The following is a 20,113-nucleotide window of genomic DNA, read 5'->3' on the forward strand; positions in this document are numbered from 1 at the left end:
TTACTCCTCCTTCCCTTCTGCTGCGTCCGCCTGTTTTGGCAGATGCGTCAGCGCCTGCAACAGCGTGGGATCATGCAGAATCTTGCCAATTAACTCTTCCGCACCGTTTTTGCCATCCATATAAGTCAGCAGGTTGGCGAGTTGCGTACGTGCTTCCAGCAGTTTGTTGAGCGGTTCAACATGACGGGCAATCGCATCGGGTGAGAAATCATCCATGCTTTCGAAAGTCAGTTCGATATTGAGTTTGCCTTCACCGCTCAGGGTGTTATCCACCTGGAACGCCGCACGAGGCTTCATCGCCTTCATGCGCTCGTCAAAATTATCAATATCGATCTCAAGGAATTTACGATCATCAACGGCTGCCTGCGGTTCCAGCGGCTTGCCTGCGAGGTCTGCCAGCACGCCCATGACGAACGGCAGCTGAATTTTGCGTTCCGCGCCATAGATCTCCACGTCATATTCGATCTGTACGCGAGGCGCGCGATTGCGGGCGATAAATTTCTGCCCACTGGATTTCATTGTGGCCATGGTTTTCTCCATAAATGATGCGCGGGTAAAGCGCAGGTCTCACTGCGTGATGAAGAGATAAACGCGCGTTAGTTACGGCGTCCGAAAATATTTTCCAACTGGTGAACCCCGTCCGGGGCCAGATCACGGATGATGTCCATAAAGTCGAGCTCGATCAGTCGTTGCACACGGTCAATCATCAGCGGTGCCGGATGGCTGGGCTCGTGCTGGCTGAAGTATTGCTTTACCTTTTCCAGCATCAGTTGCGCATCCGCTCGCGTGCCGAGTTGCGCGCTGCGCCAGTCAGGGGCGTTGCGTGTGGCACCAGAGGAAACAGCAGGGGAAGATTCATCTCCGGCCTGCTCACCGGGGCTGTCAGGCTGTATCGCCCCCAGTTCAGCGGGCTGAGCCAGCCCTGCCAGCAGCGCAAAACTTTTCTGTAGCTGCGCCATATCTGGCGCGGCGGTTTCATCCAGACGCTCCACCAGGATGTCGTGGATGGCTTGCAGACGCGCATTAATGTTCAACACCGCTTCCGCCGCAGGTTGACCTGGCTGTGCCAGTTCATCGCGCAAGCGCGCCATGCCGCCTGGGTAATCAGCAATTTCCGCTTTGCTGCCGTCGCACAGTGCGGCAGCATCGCGCAGGATGATGCCATCCGACGCATGGCGTAACAGCCAGGCCTGACGTACCGCCGCTGTCAGTGAAGAGTGGTCACCCAGCACCGCCAGCGCGTTAATACGGTAGAAAGGGTCCTGCTCGCCATCCTCTTCCAGACGAGGCCAGAGCGGTTCCCAATACAACAGCAGGGCTTGTTCAATCAGTTTCAGCCCCTGGGCATAACCCGGCAGCCCCTGGAGATTTGCCCACGCCTGCGTCAGTGCCAGTATCACGCGCAAATCTTTGCTGCGACTCAGCAACTCAGTCGCCAGTTTTTCTACCCGGTTCCAGTCGGCCGCTTCTGCCGGGATGATGGTGTCACCAAATTGCTGTTCAGCCTTACCGGCGCTGGCCTGTTCCATCGCCTGATAATCTGCGTGGTATTCCAGGTTTTCACCGCAGGGATGGTCATTGCTGACCGGTGCCAGCAGCTCCTCAATAGTCATCGTCATGCCGGTACACCTCAGGATTCAAACATCGGGGGATAAAGCCCGTTTCGTCCGGGTTTCGCGCCGCCTGCGGGATCAAACAGCAGCGAAAACAACTGCGCGGTAAAGTTGCCACTATGCACATGGGTGTACAGCGGGAATCCGTCGCTCTGATTTGTCCACCAGAAACTGGTGTAAAACTGCGGGTCGAAGCTGTCGGCAGGCAGTTGCCAGCTCAGGGTCGAGACACTTCCCCCTTCCCCGATAATCGCCAGAATGTCGGATGGTTCTCCACTCGCCTGCTGCTGTGGCTGCGGGATACTGAATAATGCCTGATCCAGTTGCTCCGGCGTGCTGCCGTCCCGCACCACCCGCAATAAGGTGTTGCCGACCTGCTGATACCAGTCACCGGACTGGGCGAGCAGCGTCGATGACCATTCCGCAGGGCTAAAATGGCGCAACGCGCACAGCGGATAATGACGGCCCACGCTATCGCGCGAGGCAGTCAGACTGCCCATCTGGATGAACTGGCTACCCAGCATCGGCGGCACCACAAAATTCCAGACGGGTGCACTCAGAAAATCACGCGAAGGTGCACCCTCTCCTTCGGTGCTGGTTTGCCAGTGGTGTAAACCCACCTGGAACCAGTTTGACCATTGTCGTAGCAAGGTGTCGGGAAAGCGTCGCTTCACAAAATCACCCGCATTGGGTAGTTTGCCGTACCAGCCGGGTGCTGCGTATTGCGTCATTGTCAGGCTCCAATTCAGGGGCAGCTAAAAGCGGGAAGCTGGAACGGGTTACGAATACTGCCGGGAGTGAACGACAGCGTGACCTGATGGCCCTCAACATTAAAGCTGGCTTCGCGTGTCAGACCCCCCGCATCCGTCAGTCGGGCGCGGTCAAAAAATCGGTTCAGTGCCCAGGGGCCGCTGGTAACCAGTGTCGACGTCGTCCCATTGGTTAAGCCGAGCTGCATACGCACCTGGCTGGTACCGCCAGACCCCGGCCAACTGACCATTTGCACCGCCTGAGGGCCGTGGCTGTAACGCAGAATCTGCCCGTCGACATCAAGCGTCAGGTTAAGGATATCGTTATCCATTTTCACCGTGCGCAGTGTGACGCGGAATGACGGCGTGGTAGCGCCATTGGCAAAGAAGGCATCGCGGATTGATTGCGCCTGCTGGAACGGACGCAACAGCGCTTCGCCACCTGGCAGGGTTTTACCATCAATACCCGGCGTAAAACGCCAGGCTGTGTGGGTGGTATCCACTTTGTTCGCCAGATTGTCGCGGAAGAAGCTATCCATCAGGCCACTGCCGGGCGCAAACATTCTCGCTAAATCATCCGGCGTGACTTCATTGCGGCCACTCCGTACCAGCGGATAACGGCCAGCGATTGCCTGTTGACAGAAGCTGCCTACCTCCATGCGGATGCGCTTGCGCACGTTTTCCATGTCGCGCTGCTGTGCATCGCTGCTGGCCCCGACGGCCATACTTGAGACCATATTTTGCAATGAGCCGGGTAAACGCCCGGCACTCGCCTGCACACGGCTGATTGCATCCCCTGACGGCGGCGGCATACCGCTGTTAGCCGCATCCTGCACTGCCGTGAGATAACGATAAAGATCGTCAATCTGGCGCAGAAAATCGTCCACCGCCAGCACCTTACTGCCCTGCTGCAACGGCTGCGCCAGTTCGATGATGGATGCAAAATGCGCCCCGACTGCCTGCTCTGGAGCAGGCGCGCCCTGGCTTTGTGCCGCATTGGCTTTCGGCGTGCTGAACAGCGCCTGCAGGGTGCGTGTTGCGCTGTTGTCTGAAGACGACGGCTGCTTTTGTGCCGTTTTGTCATCAGCCTGCACGCGCGTGAGGGTCAATATCTTGCTGAGATTCACCACCAGCTGACGCAGCGGTGAATGATTGCCGGAAAGCAGACGCGCCGTGTTGATGCGTTGCGCGAGGTCAGCGCTACTGTTGAGCTGGATATCGCTGAGGAATTGCTCCCACTGGCGGATGTAATCCTGCATATACAGCTGGCGCACCGCCAAATCGGTCTGCTGGCTGTTTTCCTGTTGGCTGGTGCCGCCCAGCACCCACATATCATCCTGGAACAGCGCCTGGGTTACCGGAGCTATTTGTTTATCCACGTGCTGCCAGTACCCCTCCGGCGTGTACAATCCGGACACACCATCATTGACCGACTTGCCACTTTTACGGGAAAAGACCAGTTCGCTTTGCGGGCCACCCAACGCCGCCAGTGTTACCGGAGGTAATGTGCCATCACGTTGCAGCAGACGCTTCAGGCGTCCGTAAACGCGCTGTGATAGCGGCATCTGATTAATCAGCGCCTGCTCGCGCTTTACCAGCGCGTCATCCTTCGCATAGGGCGAGGACTGAATTTGCGTTTCCAGCAGTTGTTGCAGATGCCAGGCCAGTTGTTTCACTTCCTGCTGCGTCACGTTCTGCGGCAGTTCACGCGTGATATTCAGCATCAGCCACGCCTGCAGGAACTTGCCGTCGTAATGCTTCGGCTGGTACAGCATCTGATACGCCTTTAGCGCTTCGTAGCTGTAGTCCGCATCGCTGCCATTATCATTACGTAACCAGCGGGTGATATTCTGCGCCACCTGCGGCATTAGCAGCTGCTTCAGCGCTTTGTTATACAGCGCCTGGGTCGCGTCACTGACTTCAGTACCGCGATATAACCACATGCGACGCGTCAGCGGCGGGTCCTGCAGCGAAAAGTCATTGCTTTCCGGCAGGTGCAAAAGCGTATTGAGATAAGGCACCAGGGCAAAGAGATCGCCTGTCCCCTCTCGTTGCAGCTGTGCACCCAGTTTTTCCACCTCGGGTGTTTTTGCCGCCATTTCCTGCAGGTAAGTTTTATTTTTGCTGTAGCTGGTCAGCCACAGTGCACCGGCGATCAGCACGATAACCAGTAACGCCAGATACCCGGACCACAGACCGGCACGGTTGCGCAGTTCCCACCAGCGGTTGCTGGCCGCCAATCCTGACTCCTGGAACACAACATCTTCGAGCATATCCTTGAGGAAGAAGCTTTGTCCCTTAGGCGGCGGAATCGGTGCATCTTTTCCAACCTGATCCCAGTTGCCGGACTCGCCGTCCCGTTGTCCGGGCAGGTGCAACGCACGGGTCAGTTCCCCCATCACGCGGTCAAATGGCAAACCTTCCTGGGTGCCGCTGGCAAAATAGATGCCGCGCGGCGCAAACTGGGTCTCAAAATCCGAACGGGCAAATAACGTATCCAGCGCCTCCGCCAGATGAGGACGTAAAGCGGCGAACTCCTGCGGGAACAGGTAACTTTCGGCACGTCCCTGCGCATCACTCACCAACGGCAGGGTGTCCGCCAGGCCCGCATCGAGACGTTGCTGCAACAATGAATATTCCTGCTGGAACTGGCTGCTCAGTTCAAAATCAGCCGTTGAAGCCTGCGCCCACGGAAAGGTGAAGCCCCAGATTTGTTCCCGCTGCGCTTTATCCAGCCCGCCAAAGTAGCTGCGAAAGCCCTTCAGCAAATCTGCTTTGGTTACCAGCACATACACCGGAAAACGGATGCCGAGACGATCATGCAGCTCCATCAGGCGCTGACGTAAGGCAACCGACTGATTACGCAGCGCTTCTGGTGTCTGACTTAACAGATCCGCCACGCTAAGGGTGACGATCACGCCGTTGATCGGCTGCCGTCCACGGTACTTACACAGCAGCCCGAGAAAATGGTGCCATTCACTGGCGTCACGCTCCTGCTGGCTCTCCTGGGTGGTGTAACGGCCGGCGGTATCCAGCAGCACCGCTTCGTTGGTAAACCACCAGTCACAATTACGTGTCCCACCAATCCCACGCAGTGCCGCCTTGCCAAACTTATCCGCCAGCGGAAATTGCAGACCAGAATTCACCAGCGCCGTGGTTTTACCGGCACCGGGTGCGCCAATGATCATGTACCACGGCAACTGATACAGATACTGACGGCTGAAACGCTGCGCCCAGAAGGGGGTACCTTTGCTGTTATGGCGCTGGAAATGCGCCTTTTTTAGCATGTCTGTCGCTTCACCAAAGCGACTTGCCAGCACTTGCTCCTCGTTGGTCAGGCGCTTGCGATCCTGCTCTGGTGTATCCGCTGGTGAGGTGTCGAGGCTCGACATCAGCTTGCGGTTCAGCCACATATTGTAGAGACGGGGAATCGCCTGACTCAGGCCCCAAACCAGATAGAGCAATGCAATGCTGATAACACGATTCTGTTCCGGCTCCAGTGGCCGGGAGTCAACAATTGAGAACACCGGGCCAATAACCCAGATAATGAAAGAAAGCGCAGTGATCCCGACAAATCCCCAGGCGAGGCGGCTGGTCAGCACGGCAAAAAGCAGATTCAGCATGGATTAGTTCCCTCTCGCCAGGCCGTTGAGTTCAGCTTGCGTCGCATCCGGGGCCACCAGCAGCGTAATTTCTACGCGGCGGTTACGGGCGCGATTTGCGGCATTGGTGTTTGGCACCAGCGGATTGCTTTCGCCTCGTCCTTCCGCCTTCACCCTCGCTGGCTGCGCCAGCTGCTGTTGCAGCAGGGTCTGGACTGACTGAGCACGCGCCAGAGAGAGTTCATAGTTGGAGGCGAAACGGGCGCTGCGGATCGGGACATTATCGGTGTACCCCACGACCAGTATTTTCCCGCTAACATTGTTCATGGCCGCCGCAATACGCTGGATCACCGCCTCATAGCGGCCACGCACCGTCGTTGCGCCGGAGGTAAACAGGCCATCGCCTTTGAGCGTCACCACACTTTGATCAGCCTCATCACGCACTGCCACCAGACCCGCATCAATTTCCGGTTTCAGGAAGGTTTTCAGGTTAAGTGCCGCAGGGGGTGGCGGTGCCGGATTACGGATTTGGATCTCGGGTAGTGATGTCTGATAAATGCTGGCCAGCACCGGCGTGGTGTAGTCCCCCAGACGCCAGTTCAGGATGATATAAAACAGGCAGGCACCCAACGCCGCCACCGCAGCGCTTGCCCACAGGGGGATCATCGGCCGCCATAACTTACGCAGCACTGGCTGATCGGTGGGATGCACCGATAGCGCGGGTGCATAGCTGCCACGCACACCTCTGATCATCTGCAACAGACGCTGTTTGATGGTTTCAAGCTGCGAACGCCCGTTGTCCAGCACCCGATAGCGCCCTTCAAAACCGAGCAACAGGCAGAAATAGATCAACTCCAGCAACAGGATATGCTGGCGTGGATTCTGTGAGAGTTTTGCCAACAGCTGGAAAAACTTCTCACCGCCCCAGGTTTCGTTATGAAAGGTCACCAGCAGACCGTTACTGGTCCAGACCCCCCGGCTACCCCACGGCGTGAGCGCAGCGGCTTCATCCAGTGCGGTGCACAGGCAGTAACGCGCACCAATGATCACCTCATAGCTCAGCCCCGATTGCTGACAACTCAGCTCGAAACGACGAATCTGATCAATCAATTGCTGACGCAGACGCGCGGGGTCGTCGTGTGACACGGAATGGCGGATTTGAGGGATGGCGTTAATCAGCGGATTCGCCGCTGCCACCAGGATATTCTGGTGGCTGAGATCTGGCGTTGCGGTTTCGCTATTCGAGTTTGGTAGTGGCTGCATCATGCGTGCTCAGTTTTGATTATTCTGACTGACTGCGAATGGCCCAGAACTCCATATTCAGGCCCGGAAATTCACCGGCAAGATGTAGCGCAAAGGCTCCAGAGCGCTCCATCTCCTTCCACAGCTCACTGTTTTTATCCAGCTCAAAGTAGCTGTAGCCCGCATGCCATGGGATTTGCGGCGGTGCACCGGGCATGGCGATCAGCGCCAGTCCGGGGAGTTGCAACTGCACCAGGTCGCGGATTTTGGTGACCGGAGCCACTTTCATCTGCGCCGGGAAATGGGTTTTTAAGGCTTCGGCGGGGACACTGGCTTTCACCGCAAGCACAAAACCAAACTCGCGCACCATGCTACTTTCCGGCACAGTGGCGACATTGAGTCCATGGGAACGTTGCGTTAGCGGCAATTGAATCGCGCTCTCCTCCATCACCTGTGATAACCCCTGACGTAACAACAACGACAGACGGGTAAAACACCCGCGCAAATCGTCATGGTCATAGCGGGGAAACACATCCGGCGTGCGCGCTGGCATCCAGGTGCAAAGTTCAGCCGCCAGCTGAAGCCAGTGGCAGTAAAGTGATTCGGGGTGGAGCAGCGGTAAATGTTGCAGATGAGCATGCAAACCGAGCTGACGATTCAGTAACGCCAGCAGCATAAAATCGACCATATCGGCGCTATTAAAACGGCCAGTATTGGGCGCTCGCTGACTAAGCTGCTGGCTGCGCTGCTGCATCAGTCCATGCAGATCGTTCATCATGCTTTGTAAGGCATGGCTACCGGTAAGGGTCAGCATCGGTGGAATGTAGTCACTGTCGAGGCGGATGTGGTTGTCGCTACGCTTTTCCACCACCCGAGCAACGCCCATCGCAGTCCATTCGGCGGTAAGATCCTGCTCCAGCATCAGACGCAGACGCAATTTTCCAAACTGCACCGTAGCCGCACCGACAGCCAGTGCATTGTCGTCTTCCACCTCAGTTTCCCAGGCAAGATAGCGCGCCAGCGAGTCCTGTGAATCCTCGAAGGCCACCGCTTCACGCCCGTTGCGTCGCGTCGGAATCGCCAGCACCACTTTAACCCGGTCAATATTATCGGGCAGGTCGAGGGGGGCAGGTCCCTGCTGCGGCTGACTGAAGGAAAAGAAGGTGCCATCCGGCAGACAACCACTGGCAGCGCTTAACGCCAGTTTGCCCTGACGTAGCAAGGCTTCATCGAATTCAACGTCAAAAAAACCCCAGGTGTAGACGCGCTGGGATTGGCCCCATTCACGCAGCGTACTGTGCAGAAAGTTTTCCGACTGCTGGAAATGATGCGGGCGCAGGAACATACCCTCTGTCCACACCACCTTTTCGGCTCTGTTCATAATCATCCTTTACTGCTTAACCGGGCGCAGACCGTTGATATCAGCAACGATGCTGGCGTTTAGCTCACCATCATTGCTTTTCCAGAATTGCCAGAATGAACTGTTGTCACCATCCGGGAAGGGCAATGCCAGACGCCATACCTTGCCGTCCAGCGTCTGATATTCAGCCATGATGCCAATGAAGCGCGCTTCCGGCAGGCTTTTGCCGGTGAGCGTTTTGCTGAGCTGCCCCGACCGAAGGAAAAATTCCTGAGTATTGAGAAGTGAGTTGCCCAGGGCGGTGGCGGGCTGATTTTGCAGGGAATAGAAATCTGCGGACATAAATGCCGCATCAGAGGTTAATAGCATCACCCGAACCTTGAGCGGCGCACCGGCATTGATTTGCGGGTGCGCCTCGAAGTTCAGGTTGTAGCGCCCCACCGGGGCCTGGCTGCTGCTACAGGCGGTCAGCAGCAGGGCCAGCAGCGGCCAAAGCCACTGCCTCAGTCGGAATGTTGTTAGCGTCAATGCCATCTCCTGTCCCTCCATGCTCATCGTGATTAGTTGATGATCCAGGTCCCGCTATTGCCGTTCTGACAGGCTTTGCTGTCACCATCTACCGACACACAGGTTTTTTTCTTCGCGCTGGTTCGGGCACGGCGTTTGGGTTGGTCAGCCTTCAGGGTTTGGTCATACATATCGCTTTTCACCAGCGCGCGGAACGGCACATAACCGGTTAGCTGGGCGGGCTTCGACGTGGCTTGTGGTTCTGATCCTGCGGTGGTCTTCGTATCCGCATCCGGCGCTGCGGCCTGCTGTGGTTGCTCACCCACAGCCAGCCAGTTGTTCTCTACCATGCCAAGCACGGTATAGGTTCCGCCAGTTTGTAACGTAGTCACGACTTTGCCGCCGAAGTCAGGGCGGGTCATGACCGATGCCGGATAGAGCGCACGATACTCTTCATTGATGGGGCTTAACTGCGCGGGGGGTGTAACGGCATGACGATGGATCAATGCCACACCATCGACGGTGCTGGTGACCAAAGTGTCATCAGTGATTTGCGGTGGCGCTTTACAACCTGCAACAGCAAAGACAAACAGCAGGCTTAACGCAATGCGGAGATTCACCATTTTCTTCATGTTTAGTTCCATTAATCTCTAAAAAATGGCCATTGGCCGGTTGTTGGCAAAACAAATCACTGGTTGCAGTTATTGACGCTGCAATTCAGGACCATTTCAAAAAATAACCACAAGGATGGTGTGGCAGAAATAAGCAAAATAACGCTTATAACTGATCAGTTATAATTAAGTATTCAGGATGCAATAAAAGGAATCGAGAGACCAGGCAGGAGTTTCTGAGCAGCAAGCGAATCATTCATCAAAATGATCAATATTTGCAACTCAAAGGAGGTTATGCAGCGATCACAAGATTTTCTTATGACATTCCCGGTCTGAAAATCACCCTATTCAATGAGACTGATTAAACAGTATTGAATCAGGGGGTAATAGCAGTGACGAATATTAACTGTTACGGGATTTAAAATAATCGATCTAAATCAATATGTTAAAAACATGAACATCAGCATGGCTACCGCACGAGCCAGGTAATACCCGCCCGTGAGCACATAACCACAATCGAATTGTTAACAATCGCCAAAGGTTTACATAACCCTGACGAAATATCAACGCGATGTTATCCTGGAAACATACTTAAATAAAAGTTAACAAATAAAACTAATGCAAATTCATCTGAATTTAACGGGTTTAAATAAGAATGCTCCCAAAAAATGATTAGAAACATAAGAAAATAATCACTTATGATGAGATTTCGTACATAGAAAATTCATAAAATTTCATACAAAGAATGGATCTGAATCAGGAAGGAATTCGCGAAAGTGGCCATGATGGGTAATCTGAAGGTTAAAAAACTTACATAACCGTACAATTAAGACGTTTATCCCACCAGGATACGGATTTCACCTGATTATTGGAAATAAACGCCCATGTGAAATGTGAAGGGAATGAAATGAATGCGTAATTTTCTGATGCTTTTCGGCCAGCGCCGGCAGGAAATGAAGGCTTAACGCCGCTTATCTACGCGCGCAACCAGACGATCGCCGAGCCACTGAATGCCACACACCAGGATAATCAGTACCGCAATGACCGCCAGCATGACATTGGTTTCGAAGCGTTGATAACCGTAGCGAATCGCCAGATCCCCTAACCCACCGGCACCTATCGCTCCCGCCATGGCGGATGCCCCGACCAGCGCGACCAGGGTGACGACAAATCCGGCCAGGATACCCGGCAATGCTTCGGGGACCAGAACCTCCCACACGATGCGTACTCTGCTGGCTCCCATGGCACGGACGGCATCAATCAAGCCGCGATCCACCTCACGCAGTGAAACCTCTGCCACACGGGCGAAATAAGGTGTCGCCGTGATTGAAAGCGGGACAATCGCGGCCCAGGTTCCAAGAGAGGTACCCACCAGAAAACGGGTAAACGGAATCAACGCGACCAGCAGGATAATAAACGGCAGCGAACGAAAACCATTAATGATCACCCCAAGAACCCGGTTAATCAGGCGGTGTTCGGCAATCCCTCCGGGACTGGTTACCACCAGAATCAACCCCAGGGGTAAGCCTGCCACCAAAGAGAACAGCCCGGAAACCAGCGTCATCAGTAAGGTTTCACCAATGGCGTTAAGCAATAAATCAATCATTACTGGCGACATAACCGATCAACTCCACTTGCGCCCGCTGCTGTCGCAGCCAGCTGATTAACGGTTGCTGCTGCGTATGTGGCAGCGCAATAAAGAAACGCACGACTGCATAGTGCTGAATATGATCCACCCCGCCCTGTAGCAGCCGAAACGCGCCTGGCCACTGACTGGCGAGCCGCGTCAGCAGGTCAGCCTGCGCGTCATCACCGGCAAAATTGATACGATAAACGGCTTCCCCCTCAGGCTGCGGCTGTATACGCGCCGCCAGGCTTTCCGGGAGCTGTGGCAGCAGACCTCGCAATAATGTTTGGGTTAATGAGGTCTGTGGATGGGCAAATACCTGCCACACCGGGCCGCTTTCAATAATTTCCCCGCCGTCAATCACCGCCACCCGATGAGCGACCGATTTGATCACCTCCATCTCATGGGTGATCAGTAAGATGGTGATGCCAAGCTGTTGATTAAGCGATTTCAGCAGCGCGAGAATCGAACGGGTGGTTTCGGGATCGAGTGCCGATGTGGCTTCATCACACAGCAGCAGCGCAGGTTCCGCCGCCAGAGCGCGAGCAATACCCACGCGCTGCTTCTGTCCCCCTGACAGCGCTGCCGGATAGTGATCTGCCTTGTCAGCCAATCCCACCAGATTCAATAACTGGTTAACGCGTAGCTGGCGCTGTGCTTTAGCCACTCCGGCGATTTTTAGCGGCAGCGCCACGTTCTGCGCCACCGTTTTTGCTGCCAGCAAATTAAAGTGCTGGAATACCATCCCTACCCGGCTACGCACCGCCTGTAAGGCTTTCTCTGATAAACCACTGATGGCGCGCCCTTCAATCTCTATCACCCCTTCATCAGGTTGCTCCAGGCCGTTAAGACAGCGAATCAGTGTGGATTTCCCGGCGCCACTGCGGCCGATAATGCCAAGGATTTCGCCCTGATTTACCGTCAGAGAAACCTTACGTAGCGCATGTGTGGCACCAAAGCGGCGTGAAATATCACGTACGCTTACCACCACAGGCGAGGAGTGCAGGCGATCCTGGGTATCGCTTACCGCACGGCGCGATATTGAAATGTCATGGGGAAGGAGTAGTGTCATGGGTCATCCTGCATCGGGCGAGTACTGCCCGGTTAACGGGCCGGGAATCAGCGCAGTATACGCAGCGCGTTATTATCACTTAATCTCGATTTCAGAATTGTTATTCACAAAATGCATATAAAGCCCACAGCCTCTGCGCTATCACGCGTTGCGCTGTGCTAACATTCTCCTTTTGCACCTTGTTACTGAGCACTATGTCGGATACCACCAAACGTAAGAATGACCCTGAAGGGCTAAAAAAACGCATCCTCGCTGGCGCACTGAAAACCTTTGCCGAATTTGGTATGCAGGGTGCGCGGCTGGAGCAAATTGCCGAGCACGCCCAGACCACCAAACGGATGGTGGTGTACCACTTTGGTAATAAAGAGAAGTTATATATCGAAGTGCTGGAGCAGGTTTATCAGGCTATTCGTCAGCATGAAACCGGACTGAATCTGGCGGCAATGGCTCCGGAAGAAGCGATGGTCAAACTGGTTGAAGCCAGTTTTGATTACCACGTCTCCCATCCCGATTTTATGCGGTTGGTCTGCACCGAAAACCTGTTACGTGGCCGCTACATCACCCAGTCGGAACGGATAAAAGCACTGAATAAAAGCGCCCTTGATCTGCTCGATGATATTTTGCTGCGCGGGCAACAACAGGGCATCTTTATCACCGGTGTGAATACCATTGATGTTCACCGCCTGATCAGCAGTATCTGCGTACATCATGTCTCGAACCGCTACACCTTTAACGCGCTGTTTAGCCCGGATAATAGTGAAGAGGAGAGTATCCACCGCAATCGGCAGCTGGCTGTCACCGCCACGCTGCGCTATATCCGCAAAGCCCCTTAGTCTGCGGCTACGCTGTGATGGTCTACGCTTTAGTGAAATGGGACCGTCACAGACCTCAGACTAAGGAGCGCCGTAGTGAAAGATTCCCACCTTTATCCATTACGTCACACCGCCAGCATCGATCATGCCACTGCCTTATGGAACTGGGCGCAAAATGCCGTCGTCGGGCAGCGCAGCCAGTTGCAGCGACCACAAAATGAAGCCGAACTGCAGCATATTTTGCGTCATTCGCAGGGCAAAGTGCGCGTACTGGGTAGCCGTCTGTCACCCGGACGGATGTTGCAAGTCGATGCGCAGGATGTGTTGCTGGACCTCAGCGCGTTACAAGGGGTGATTGCCCGCGATGATGTCAGCGTGACTTTTGGCGCAGGCACCCGGCTGGAGCAGGTCTATGCCACGCTCACTGAAATGGATCTTATGCTGGCATCATCGCCGGGCGTGATTGCGGTGCAAACGTTGGCCGGGGCCATGTCGACCGGTACCCACGGCCAGGGATTGGATCAGAGTTCGCTGGCAGACGAAGCGCTGCGTATTCGGATGGTGCTGGCCGATGGCAGCGTAAGGGAATTTACCCGTGACGACGCCGATTTTCCTGCCGCCCAGGTCGCGCTCGGAGCACTGGGTATTATTACCGCCGTCACGCTGCGTACCCGTCCTTTTCGCCTCTTTACCTGCCACAAGAATGCCGTGTCCGCAGATAATCTGGAACAGGATTTGCTCAACTGGAACCAGCAATATGAGTTGAGCAAAGCCTGGTGGTTTGTCGATGACAACCTGATGCATGTCTGGAATGCCGAAGAAGCCAGCGAACAAGACCAGCAACGTTATTACGCCAGTCAGCGTGAAGTGATTGAGCATGGAGAAGAAACCAACAGCAGCCTGAATGACACCATCGATCAAACGCTGGCGCAGATGCATCGGGATACGCAGATTCAGGGCAAAGGCGGCAAGCAATTCCGCACCGTCACCCGTTTCCGCGACTTCACTGATATCAGCGGCGATATTTACCAGTTGTTTTGTCGCGGCATTGCGGTGCCACAAATCAATGTTGAGATTGGTGTTCCACTCGACAAAACTCCGCAAATAATCAGCAAAATCAAAGCCTGGTATGCGGCAAATCATCCGCATATGCATTATCCCATCATTCTGCGCTGCACCGGCCCTTCATCGGCCTGGCTGAGCCCGGCCTGGCAGCAAGCCACCTGCTTTTTTGGCTTTGTGGTGTATTACGCTGATGATGGTTCGCTGTCGCAGGATGGGCTGCATTTTCTCACTGAAGTGGAAAAATTGCTGGCGGCTGAGGGCGGGCGTCCGCACTGGGGCAAATATTACGATGCCCAACGTTATCACTGGCGCAACATTTACCCGCAGTGGGATGCCTTTCGCACCGTGCGCCAGCAGCTCGATCCCTGTCACCGTTTTAGCAACGACTACGTTACCGCCCTTTTCGATTAAGCCTGACGAGAGGAAAGTATGTTTGCCTGGGTCACTTTATTAACACAGCCCGATTACCTGGTCGGAGTGAGAGCCTTACATCGTTCACTGCAAAAAAGCGCCACCCAATGGCCGCTGATTGTGATGGTAACCGACACCATTGATGTCGCAACGCGTGAAGCGTTACAGGCCGATGGTTGCGTGCTTCATCCCGTGACGCCCCTGACTCCCCGCGCCGATTTGGATCAACATTACGCTTCGGCGCAGTTTGGTGAGGTGTGGAGTAAATTGCGTGCCTGGGAACTCACCGGCTGTGAGCGCGTGGTTTTTCTTGATGCCGATATGCTGGTGTTACGCAATATGGACGAACTTTTCACCCTGGATCTGGGTGATTATGCCCTCGCCGCCTGCCATGCCTGTCGCTGTAACCCGAATCAGATTGCCAGTTACCCGGCCAGCTGGCAGCCGGAAAATTGTCACTATAGCTGGCAGGAACGCCACCAGCCGGCACCGCCAGAGCTGGATCGCTATCTGAATGGCGGATTTCTGGTACTGAAGCCTGATATGGCGGTGTTTGAGCAGTTGCAGGATAAAGTCGCCGCCATTGACGATCTGCGCCGGTATCCTTTTTCCGAACAGGATTTACTGAATGAGGTTTTTGCCGAACGTTGGCTGCCACTGCCCTATATCTACAATGCGCTGAAAACCCTGCCTTTTCAGCACCCGCAGATTTGGCAAGCTGACGAGGTGAAGAATCTGCATTACATTCTGGCGAAACCCTGGAAGCGCGATTTGTACCAGCCCGAAATGGAGCGCGACCGTTATTATGCACTGGATAAGCTGTGGTGGCAGATGGCCACCGAATAACTAAAGAACAGCTCAGCCCGTAGCGGCGCGATTTATCGCGCAGGTTTTTCCGGCAGCGTGCACGGAACCGCGCGATAAATCGCAACCGCGACAATTCGCGAATTACACCGTCATCCAGCGTCGTTCCACTGCCGACACCGCTACCGCTTCCAGCACCTTCTGCACCTGTAATCCCTCGGCAAAATCGGGCCACATACGATCGCCCGCCGCGATACCATTAATCAGGTCGCGAATTTCCACGGTTTTCTGATCGTTGAAACCAATGCCGTGCCCGGCCGAAACGCAGAAGTTGGCATAGTCCGGGTGAGCGGGTCCGGTAAGAATGGTTTTAAAACCCTGACGACCGGCCGGATCGTCGTGGAGGTAAAGCTCCAGCTCCGCCATACGCTCCTGGGTATAACGCAGCGTGCCTTTGGTGCCGGTTACCACGTAGGTCAGCCCCATTTTGCTGCCGCAGGCGATGCGCGAAGTTTCAAACACCCCATGCGCCCCGTTTTTGAAGCGCAGCAACGCACTGGCCTGGTCCTCATTTTCTACTGGCAACAGACGAGTCGGGTCTTTCGGATCGGGACGCTGTTTGATGACCGTCATCATGTCGCCACTGACTTCGGCAATATCACCCACCAGATAGTGCGCCATATTAACGATATGCGCCGCAAGGTCACCCAGCGCCCCCAGTCCGGCCAGCGCTTTCTGGCAGTGCCAGTCCAGTGGCGTTTCCGGTTTCGCCAGGTAATCTTCATTGTGGGTGCCATAAAAATGCACCACCTCACCAATTTCCCCCCGGGCGATAATTTCACGCGCCAGTTGGCTGGTCGGGTTTTTCATATAGTTGAAGCCCACCAGAGTTTTGACACCCGCCTGGCGTGCGGCCTGCACCATCTCTTCAGCATCAGCAACCGAGAGCGACAGCGGTTTTTCTGAGTAGACATGTTTACCGTGGCGAATCGCTTCCAGCGCCATTTCCTTATGCAGGAAATTGGGGGCGCAGATATCAACCACATCTATGCCGGGATCGCGCACCAGCTCGCGCCAGTCGCCGGTGGATCGGGTAAAACCAAAGGTCGCCGCCTGTTTTGCCGCCAGCTCCGGATTGACCTCCGCCAGCATCTCCCGCACGATTTCCCCTTTCAGCGCAAACACTGTGGGTGCCTGGGCATAAGCAATCGCGTGACAACGTCCAATGTAGCCACTGCCAATCATACCGATTCTGACTTTGTTCATACTGCACATCCTGGGTTCACAGAAGAAGTGATCTGGAATATAAATTTCACCTTATTCACCTACAATGGTGAAATGAAATATCTGTGATCATGCCTGCGATCAAACTGACAAAAACGACAAATCAGAATGTAATTTTTCATATAGTTAGTGATTTTAATCACAAATTATCATGTCGTTTTTGTTCTTATATGGTTGTCATGTTTCATTATGCATCTGCCAACCATCCTGCGTTTTCCACCAGCCCATGACACCACTGATGCTTTATTCAGCAGTCAGAACAATTTGTGCAAAAGGGCTTTGACAAGCTGCTGCCTGCTCGTTACTATGCGCCCCGTTCAAACGATTCCTCTGTAGTTCAGTCGGTAGAACGGCGGACTGTTAATCCGTATGTCACTGGTTCGAGTCCAGTCAGAGGAGCCAAATTCGAAGAAGAGCAGCCTGAAAAGGCTGCTTTTTTTTGCCTGACACCATGTGCCAACGTCAAAACAGCGCGATAAATCGCGCCGCTATGGGCCAGCGAGATAACCTGCAACCTCCTCCACCAACCACGCAATAAATGCCGCCTCTTCCTCGCACTTTGCACTCTCCCGGCGCGTCACCAGCCAGTACGGCCAGGGGTAGTCCACGCTGACCTGGGTTAACTGCACCAATTCCCCGCGATCCAGTGCATCCTGGACCAGCGAACGTCGTTCGAGCGCTATCCCCTGTCCGAGCCGTACCGCCTGCAAAATCAGGTTAGAGTCGTTAGTCACCAGACCATCTGGCACAATCGGCTGAGTTAATCCCGCCGCATGGCACCAGTTATCCCAGGATTCCAGCGTGAATAACAGTTCACTGGCCGCAATTTGCTGCGGTGTTTGTGGCAAGTCACCACCATTGAAATGTGGCGCAGCCACCACCATCAGACTGTCGGCAAACAGCAGCTGGCTGTTAACCCCTGCCCAGTCCCCTTTGCCCATACGGATGGCGATATCGGTGGTGGCCTGCTGCATATCGTTCACACTCAGGCTGGCCTGGAGGCGCAAATGGATATGCGGATGGCGTTGGCGAAAACGTGGCAGGCGTGGCATCAGCCAGTGGCTGGCGAAGGAAGGCACCGCCGCCAGCGTCAACTCCGCACGGCGCGGTTTTACCTGAACCTGGCGGGTTGCATCGGCGATACGCGCCAGCGCCTCCCGAATCTGCATCGCATACAGTCGCCCTTCCTCGTTGATCTGCACACCGCGTATCTGGCGGGTAAATAGCTGCACCCCCAATAGATCTTCTAACGCTTTAATCTGCTGACTGACCGCCGAATGGGTCACATGCAGCTCCTTTGCCGCCAGGGTCACGCTGCCAAGCCTTGCCACTGCCTCAAAACTACGCAGGCTGGCAACCGGGGGAAAATCAGACATACAAGCTACGCCACAGGGGAAAACCTTAGCCTGCCATAACCAGCGTTAGTTTTACTAACAAAAATCCTTAGAAAGCGTCGCTGGCTGAGCAGCGGGAGCTGGGTTACTGTCTGGACAAAGAAAACGAGGATTAACAAGGAGTCATGATGAAACTGATTGGTATGCTGGATTCCCCTTACGTGCGTCGCGTCGCAATTTCCCTCGCACATTACGGTATCGCGTTTGAGCATCAGTCATTGTCGGTGTTTCGTAATTTTGATCAGTTTGCCCAACTGAATGCGGTGGTGAAAGCGCCAACCTTGTTGCTGGAAGATGGCGGCACGTTGATGGATTCATCGCTGATTCTGAACTACCTCGAAACCCTCGCGGATACACCACGCAAGCTGCTGCCCACAGGTGCGACGGCACTGGCCAAAGATACGCAGATTCTCGGCCTGGCGCTGGCTGCCAGCGATAAAGCGGTGCAATACCAGTACGAACTGAGCCTGCGTCCTGAGGAAAAACGGCATCAGCCATGGTTAGACCGCGTAACGCAGCAGTTGCTGGCGGCGTGTAAAGCCTGGGATAGATTGCTGGCGGAACGTGCGATCAACCCACACCAACCGGATCAGGTGGCGATCAGCAGCGCGGTGATCTGGGGATTTATTCAGTCGATTATTCCGCAGGTGGTGCCGGCAGAATCGCATCCACATTTGCAGCGGGTGGCGCAGACGATGGAAGCGACGCCGCTGTTTGCCCGGTTTCCAACGGAATAAAAAATTCAGGTGCGCATGAATGCGCACCCTACATGATATTAACGCCAGCCCAGCTCTGGTGCCACATGAGTCAGAATCGCTTCCATCACATGCGCACAGTAATCAACGCCCAGCTGGTTCGGAATGGTCAGCAGCAAAGTATCCGCTTCAGCAATCGCCTCATCCTGCGCCAGCTGTTTGATCAGCTGTTCCGGCTCCGCGGCATAGCTGCGGCCAAAGATGGCGCGGGTTTTCTCATCGAGGAAACCAACCGAATCCTGTTCCTGGCCACTGCGACCGAAATAGGCACGGTCGATATCGTTCGTCAGGGCAAAAATGCTCCGGCTGACCGAAACGCGTGGCGTATGCTGATGTCCCGCCGCCTGCCAGGCTTCACGGTAAGCACGAATCTGTTTCGCCTGCTGGATGTGGAACGGCTCACCGGTTTCATCATCTTTCAGCGTAGAACTTTGCAGATTCATCCCCTGCTGTGCCGCCCAGATTGCTGTCGCGTTCGAGCCAGAACCCCACCAGATACGCTCACGCAGCCCTTCTGAGAACGGCTCCAGACGCAGCAGGCCCGGCGGATTCGGGAACATCGGCTGCGGGTTGGGTTTGGCAAAACCTTCACCGCGCAGCACCTCAAGGAATTCCTCGGTGTGGCGACGGCCCATATCCGCATCGCTCTCGCCTTCCTTCGGGTTATAACCAAAGTAGCGATAACCTTCGACCACCTGCTCCGGCGAACCACGGCTGATGCCCAGTTGCAGACGTCCATTGGAGATCAGGTCCGCTGCACCGGCGTCTTCCGCCATGTACAGCGGATTTTCATAACGCATATCAATCACGCCAGTACCAATCTCAATCTTTTTGGTACGTGCACCCACCGCAGCCAGCAGCGGGAAGGGAGAACTCAACTGACGGGCAAAGTGATGCACGCGGTAATAAGCGCCATCGGCACCTAATTCTTCAGCCGCGACAGCCAGATCGATTGATTGCAACAGCACATCCTGCGCGGAACGGGTGGCGGACTGCGATGATGGTGTCCAGTGACCAAAGGATAAGAAGCCAATCTTTTTCATGGAAATATTCTCCTGGTGGGCGGGTTACGCCCCGGCATAAGTCAGTTCAGATTCGATGCTGAAAGGTTACGTCAGACGCGTCCGTACTGATAGCCAATAGTTTTCAACCGTATCATCAAGTTTTTCGACATAAGTAAGAAAATTAAGGTCTTTGTCTTTTTT

General features: G+C 54.8%; 17 protein-coding genes and 1 tRNA gene. 5 read left to right on the plus strand and 13 right to left on the minus strand.

Features of this window, described 5'->3' with window-relative positions:
* The 10 genes from tssB to CUN67_RS12465 form a co-directional block, all read right to left on the minus strand.
* On the minus strand, positions 1-528 hold the full coding sequence (tssB, locus tag CUN67_RS12420; protein WP_084875888.1) for a type VI secretion system contractile sheath small subunit: 528 nt from the start codon (positions 526-528) through the stop codon (positions 1-3).
* Positions 529-596: 68 nt separating this feature from the next.
* Positions 597-1,613, minus strand: a complete 1,017-nt coding sequence (tssA, locus tag CUN67_RS12425) for a type VI secretion system protein TssA (RefSeq protein WP_208717186.1) — start codon at positions 1,611-1,613, stop codon at positions 597-599.
* A 17-nt stretch (positions 1,614-1,630) separates the two neighbouring features.
* Positions 1,631-2,344: a type VI secretion system-associated protein TagF gene (gene tagF, locus CUN67_RS12430; protein WP_208715653.1), complete on the minus strand. Its 714-nt coding sequence runs from the start codon at positions 2,342-2,344 to the stop codon at positions 1,631-1,633.
* 14 nt (positions 2,345-2,358) lie between these two features.
* Positions 2,359-5,985: a type VI secretion system membrane subunit TssM gene (gene tssM / locus CUN67_RS12435; RefSeq protein WP_208715655.1), complete on the minus strand. Its 3,627-nt coding sequence runs from the start codon at positions 5,983-5,985 to the stop codon at positions 2,359-2,361.
* 3 nt (positions 5,986-5,988) lie between these two features.
* Positions 5,989-7,227, minus strand: a complete 1,239-nt coding sequence (locus tag CUN67_RS12440) for a DotU family type VI secretion system protein (RefSeq protein WP_208717187.1) — start codon at positions 7,225-7,227, stop codon at positions 5,989-5,991.
* Between the two features lie 19 nt (positions 7,228-7,246).
* Positions 7,247-8,587, minus strand: a complete 1,341-nt coding sequence (gene tssK, locus CUN67_RS12445; RefSeq protein ID WP_208715657.1) for a type VI secretion system baseplate subunit TssK — start codon at positions 8,585-8,587, stop codon at positions 7,247-7,249.
* A gap of 9 nt (positions 8,588-8,596) precedes the next feature.
* Complete coding sequence (gene tssJ / locus CUN67_RS12450; RefSeq protein ID WP_254711342.1) at positions 8,597-9,094, minus strand: type VI secretion system lipoprotein TssJ; 498 nt, start codon at positions 9,092-9,094, stop codon at positions 8,597-8,599.
* A gap of 32 nt (positions 9,095-9,126) precedes the next feature.
* Positions 9,127-9,717, minus strand: coding sequence for an SH3 domain-containing protein (locus CUN67_RS12455; RefSeq protein ID WP_208715660.1), 591 nt, complete (start codon positions 9,715-9,717; stop codon positions 9,127-9,129).
* 928 nt (positions 9,718-10,645) lie between these two features.
* Positions 10,646-11,302 carry a methionine ABC transporter permease gene (locus tag CUN67_RS12460; protein WP_208715661.1) on the minus strand — a complete coding sequence of 219 codons (657 nt, stop codon included), beginning with the start codon at positions 11,300-11,302 and terminating at the stop codon, positions 10,646-10,648.
* The gene (locus tag CUN67_RS12465) at positions 11,283-12,383 is read right to left on the minus strand and encodes a methionine ABC transporter ATP-binding protein (protein WP_208715662.1); all 1,101 of its coding nucleotides are present in this window, start codon (positions 12,381-12,383) and stop codon (positions 11,283-11,285) included. The genes CUN67_RS12460 and CUN67_RS12465 overlap by 20 nt, the downstream gene beginning before the upstream one ends.
* A gap of 194 nt (positions 12,384-12,577) precedes the next feature.
* Here CUN67_RS12465 and CUN67_RS12470 point away from each other — a divergent pair, with 194 nt between their 5' ends.
* The 3 genes from CUN67_RS12470 (at position 12,578) to CUN67_RS12480 (ending at position 15,517) form a co-directional block, all read left to right on the plus strand.
* Positions 12,578-13,216 carry a TetR family transcriptional regulator gene (locus CUN67_RS12470; RefSeq protein ID WP_208715663.1) on the plus strand — a complete coding sequence of 213 codons (639 nt, stop codon included), beginning with the start codon at positions 12,578-12,580 and terminating at the stop codon, positions 13,214-13,216.
* Positions 13,217-13,291: 75 nt separating this feature from the next.
* Positions 13,292-14,671, plus strand: a complete 1,380-nt coding sequence (locus tag CUN67_RS12475; protein ID WP_208715664.1) for a D-arabinono-1,4-lactone oxidase — start codon at positions 13,292-13,294, stop codon at positions 14,669-14,671.
* 18 nt (positions 14,672-14,689) lie between these two features.
* Positions 14,690-15,517, plus strand: a complete 828-nt coding sequence (locus CUN67_RS12480; RefSeq protein ID WP_208715665.1) for a glycosyltransferase family 8 protein — start codon at positions 14,690-14,692, stop codon at positions 15,515-15,517.
* A gap of 102 nt (positions 15,518-15,619) precedes the next feature.
* On the opposite strand, the gene CUN67_RS12485 is transcribed toward CUN67_RS12480, so the two are convergent.
* Complete coding sequence (locus CUN67_RS12485) at positions 15,620-16,741, minus strand: Gfo/Idh/MocA family protein (protein WP_208715666.1); 1,122 nt, start codon at positions 16,739-16,741, stop codon at positions 15,620-15,622.
* Positions 16,742-17,085: 344 nt separating this feature from the next.
* On the opposite strand from CUN67_RS12485, the gene CUN67_RS12490 reads away from it, so the two are divergent.
* Positions 17,086-17,161 (plus strand) — tRNA-Asn (locus tag CUN67_RS12490).
* Positions 17,162-17,247: 86 nt separating this feature from the next.
* Here the strand turns inward: CUN67_RS12490 and gcvA are convergent.
* Positions 17,248-18,135 (minus strand): transcriptional regulator GcvA, encoded by an 888-nt coding sequence (gene gcvA, locus CUN67_RS12495; RefSeq protein WP_208715667.1) that lies wholly within the window; start codon positions 18,133-18,135, stop codon positions 17,248-17,250.
* 146 nt (positions 18,136-18,281) lie between these two features.
* Here gcvA and CUN67_RS12500 point away from each other — a divergent pair, with 146 nt between their 5' ends.
* Entirely contained in the window at positions 18,282-18,890 is a 609-nt protein-coding gene (locus tag CUN67_RS12500; RefSeq protein WP_208717189.1) for a glutathione S-transferase, read from the plus strand.
* Between the two features lie 38 nt (positions 18,891-18,928).
* Here CUN67_RS12500 and CUN67_RS12505 read toward each other — a convergent pair whose 3' ends face one another.
* Complete coding sequence (locus tag CUN67_RS12505) at positions 18,929-19,951, minus strand: LLM class flavin-dependent oxidoreductase (RefSeq protein ID WP_208715668.1); 1,023 nt, start codon at positions 19,949-19,951, stop codon at positions 18,929-18,931.
* Positions 19,952-20,113: the final 162 nt, after the last annotated feature.

Source organism: Pantoea cypripedii (assembly GCF_011395035.1).
In the GTDB taxonomy this organism is placed as follows: Bacteria; Pseudomonadota; Gammaproteobacteria; order Enterobacterales; family Enterobacteriaceae; genus Pantoea; species Pantoea cypripedii_A.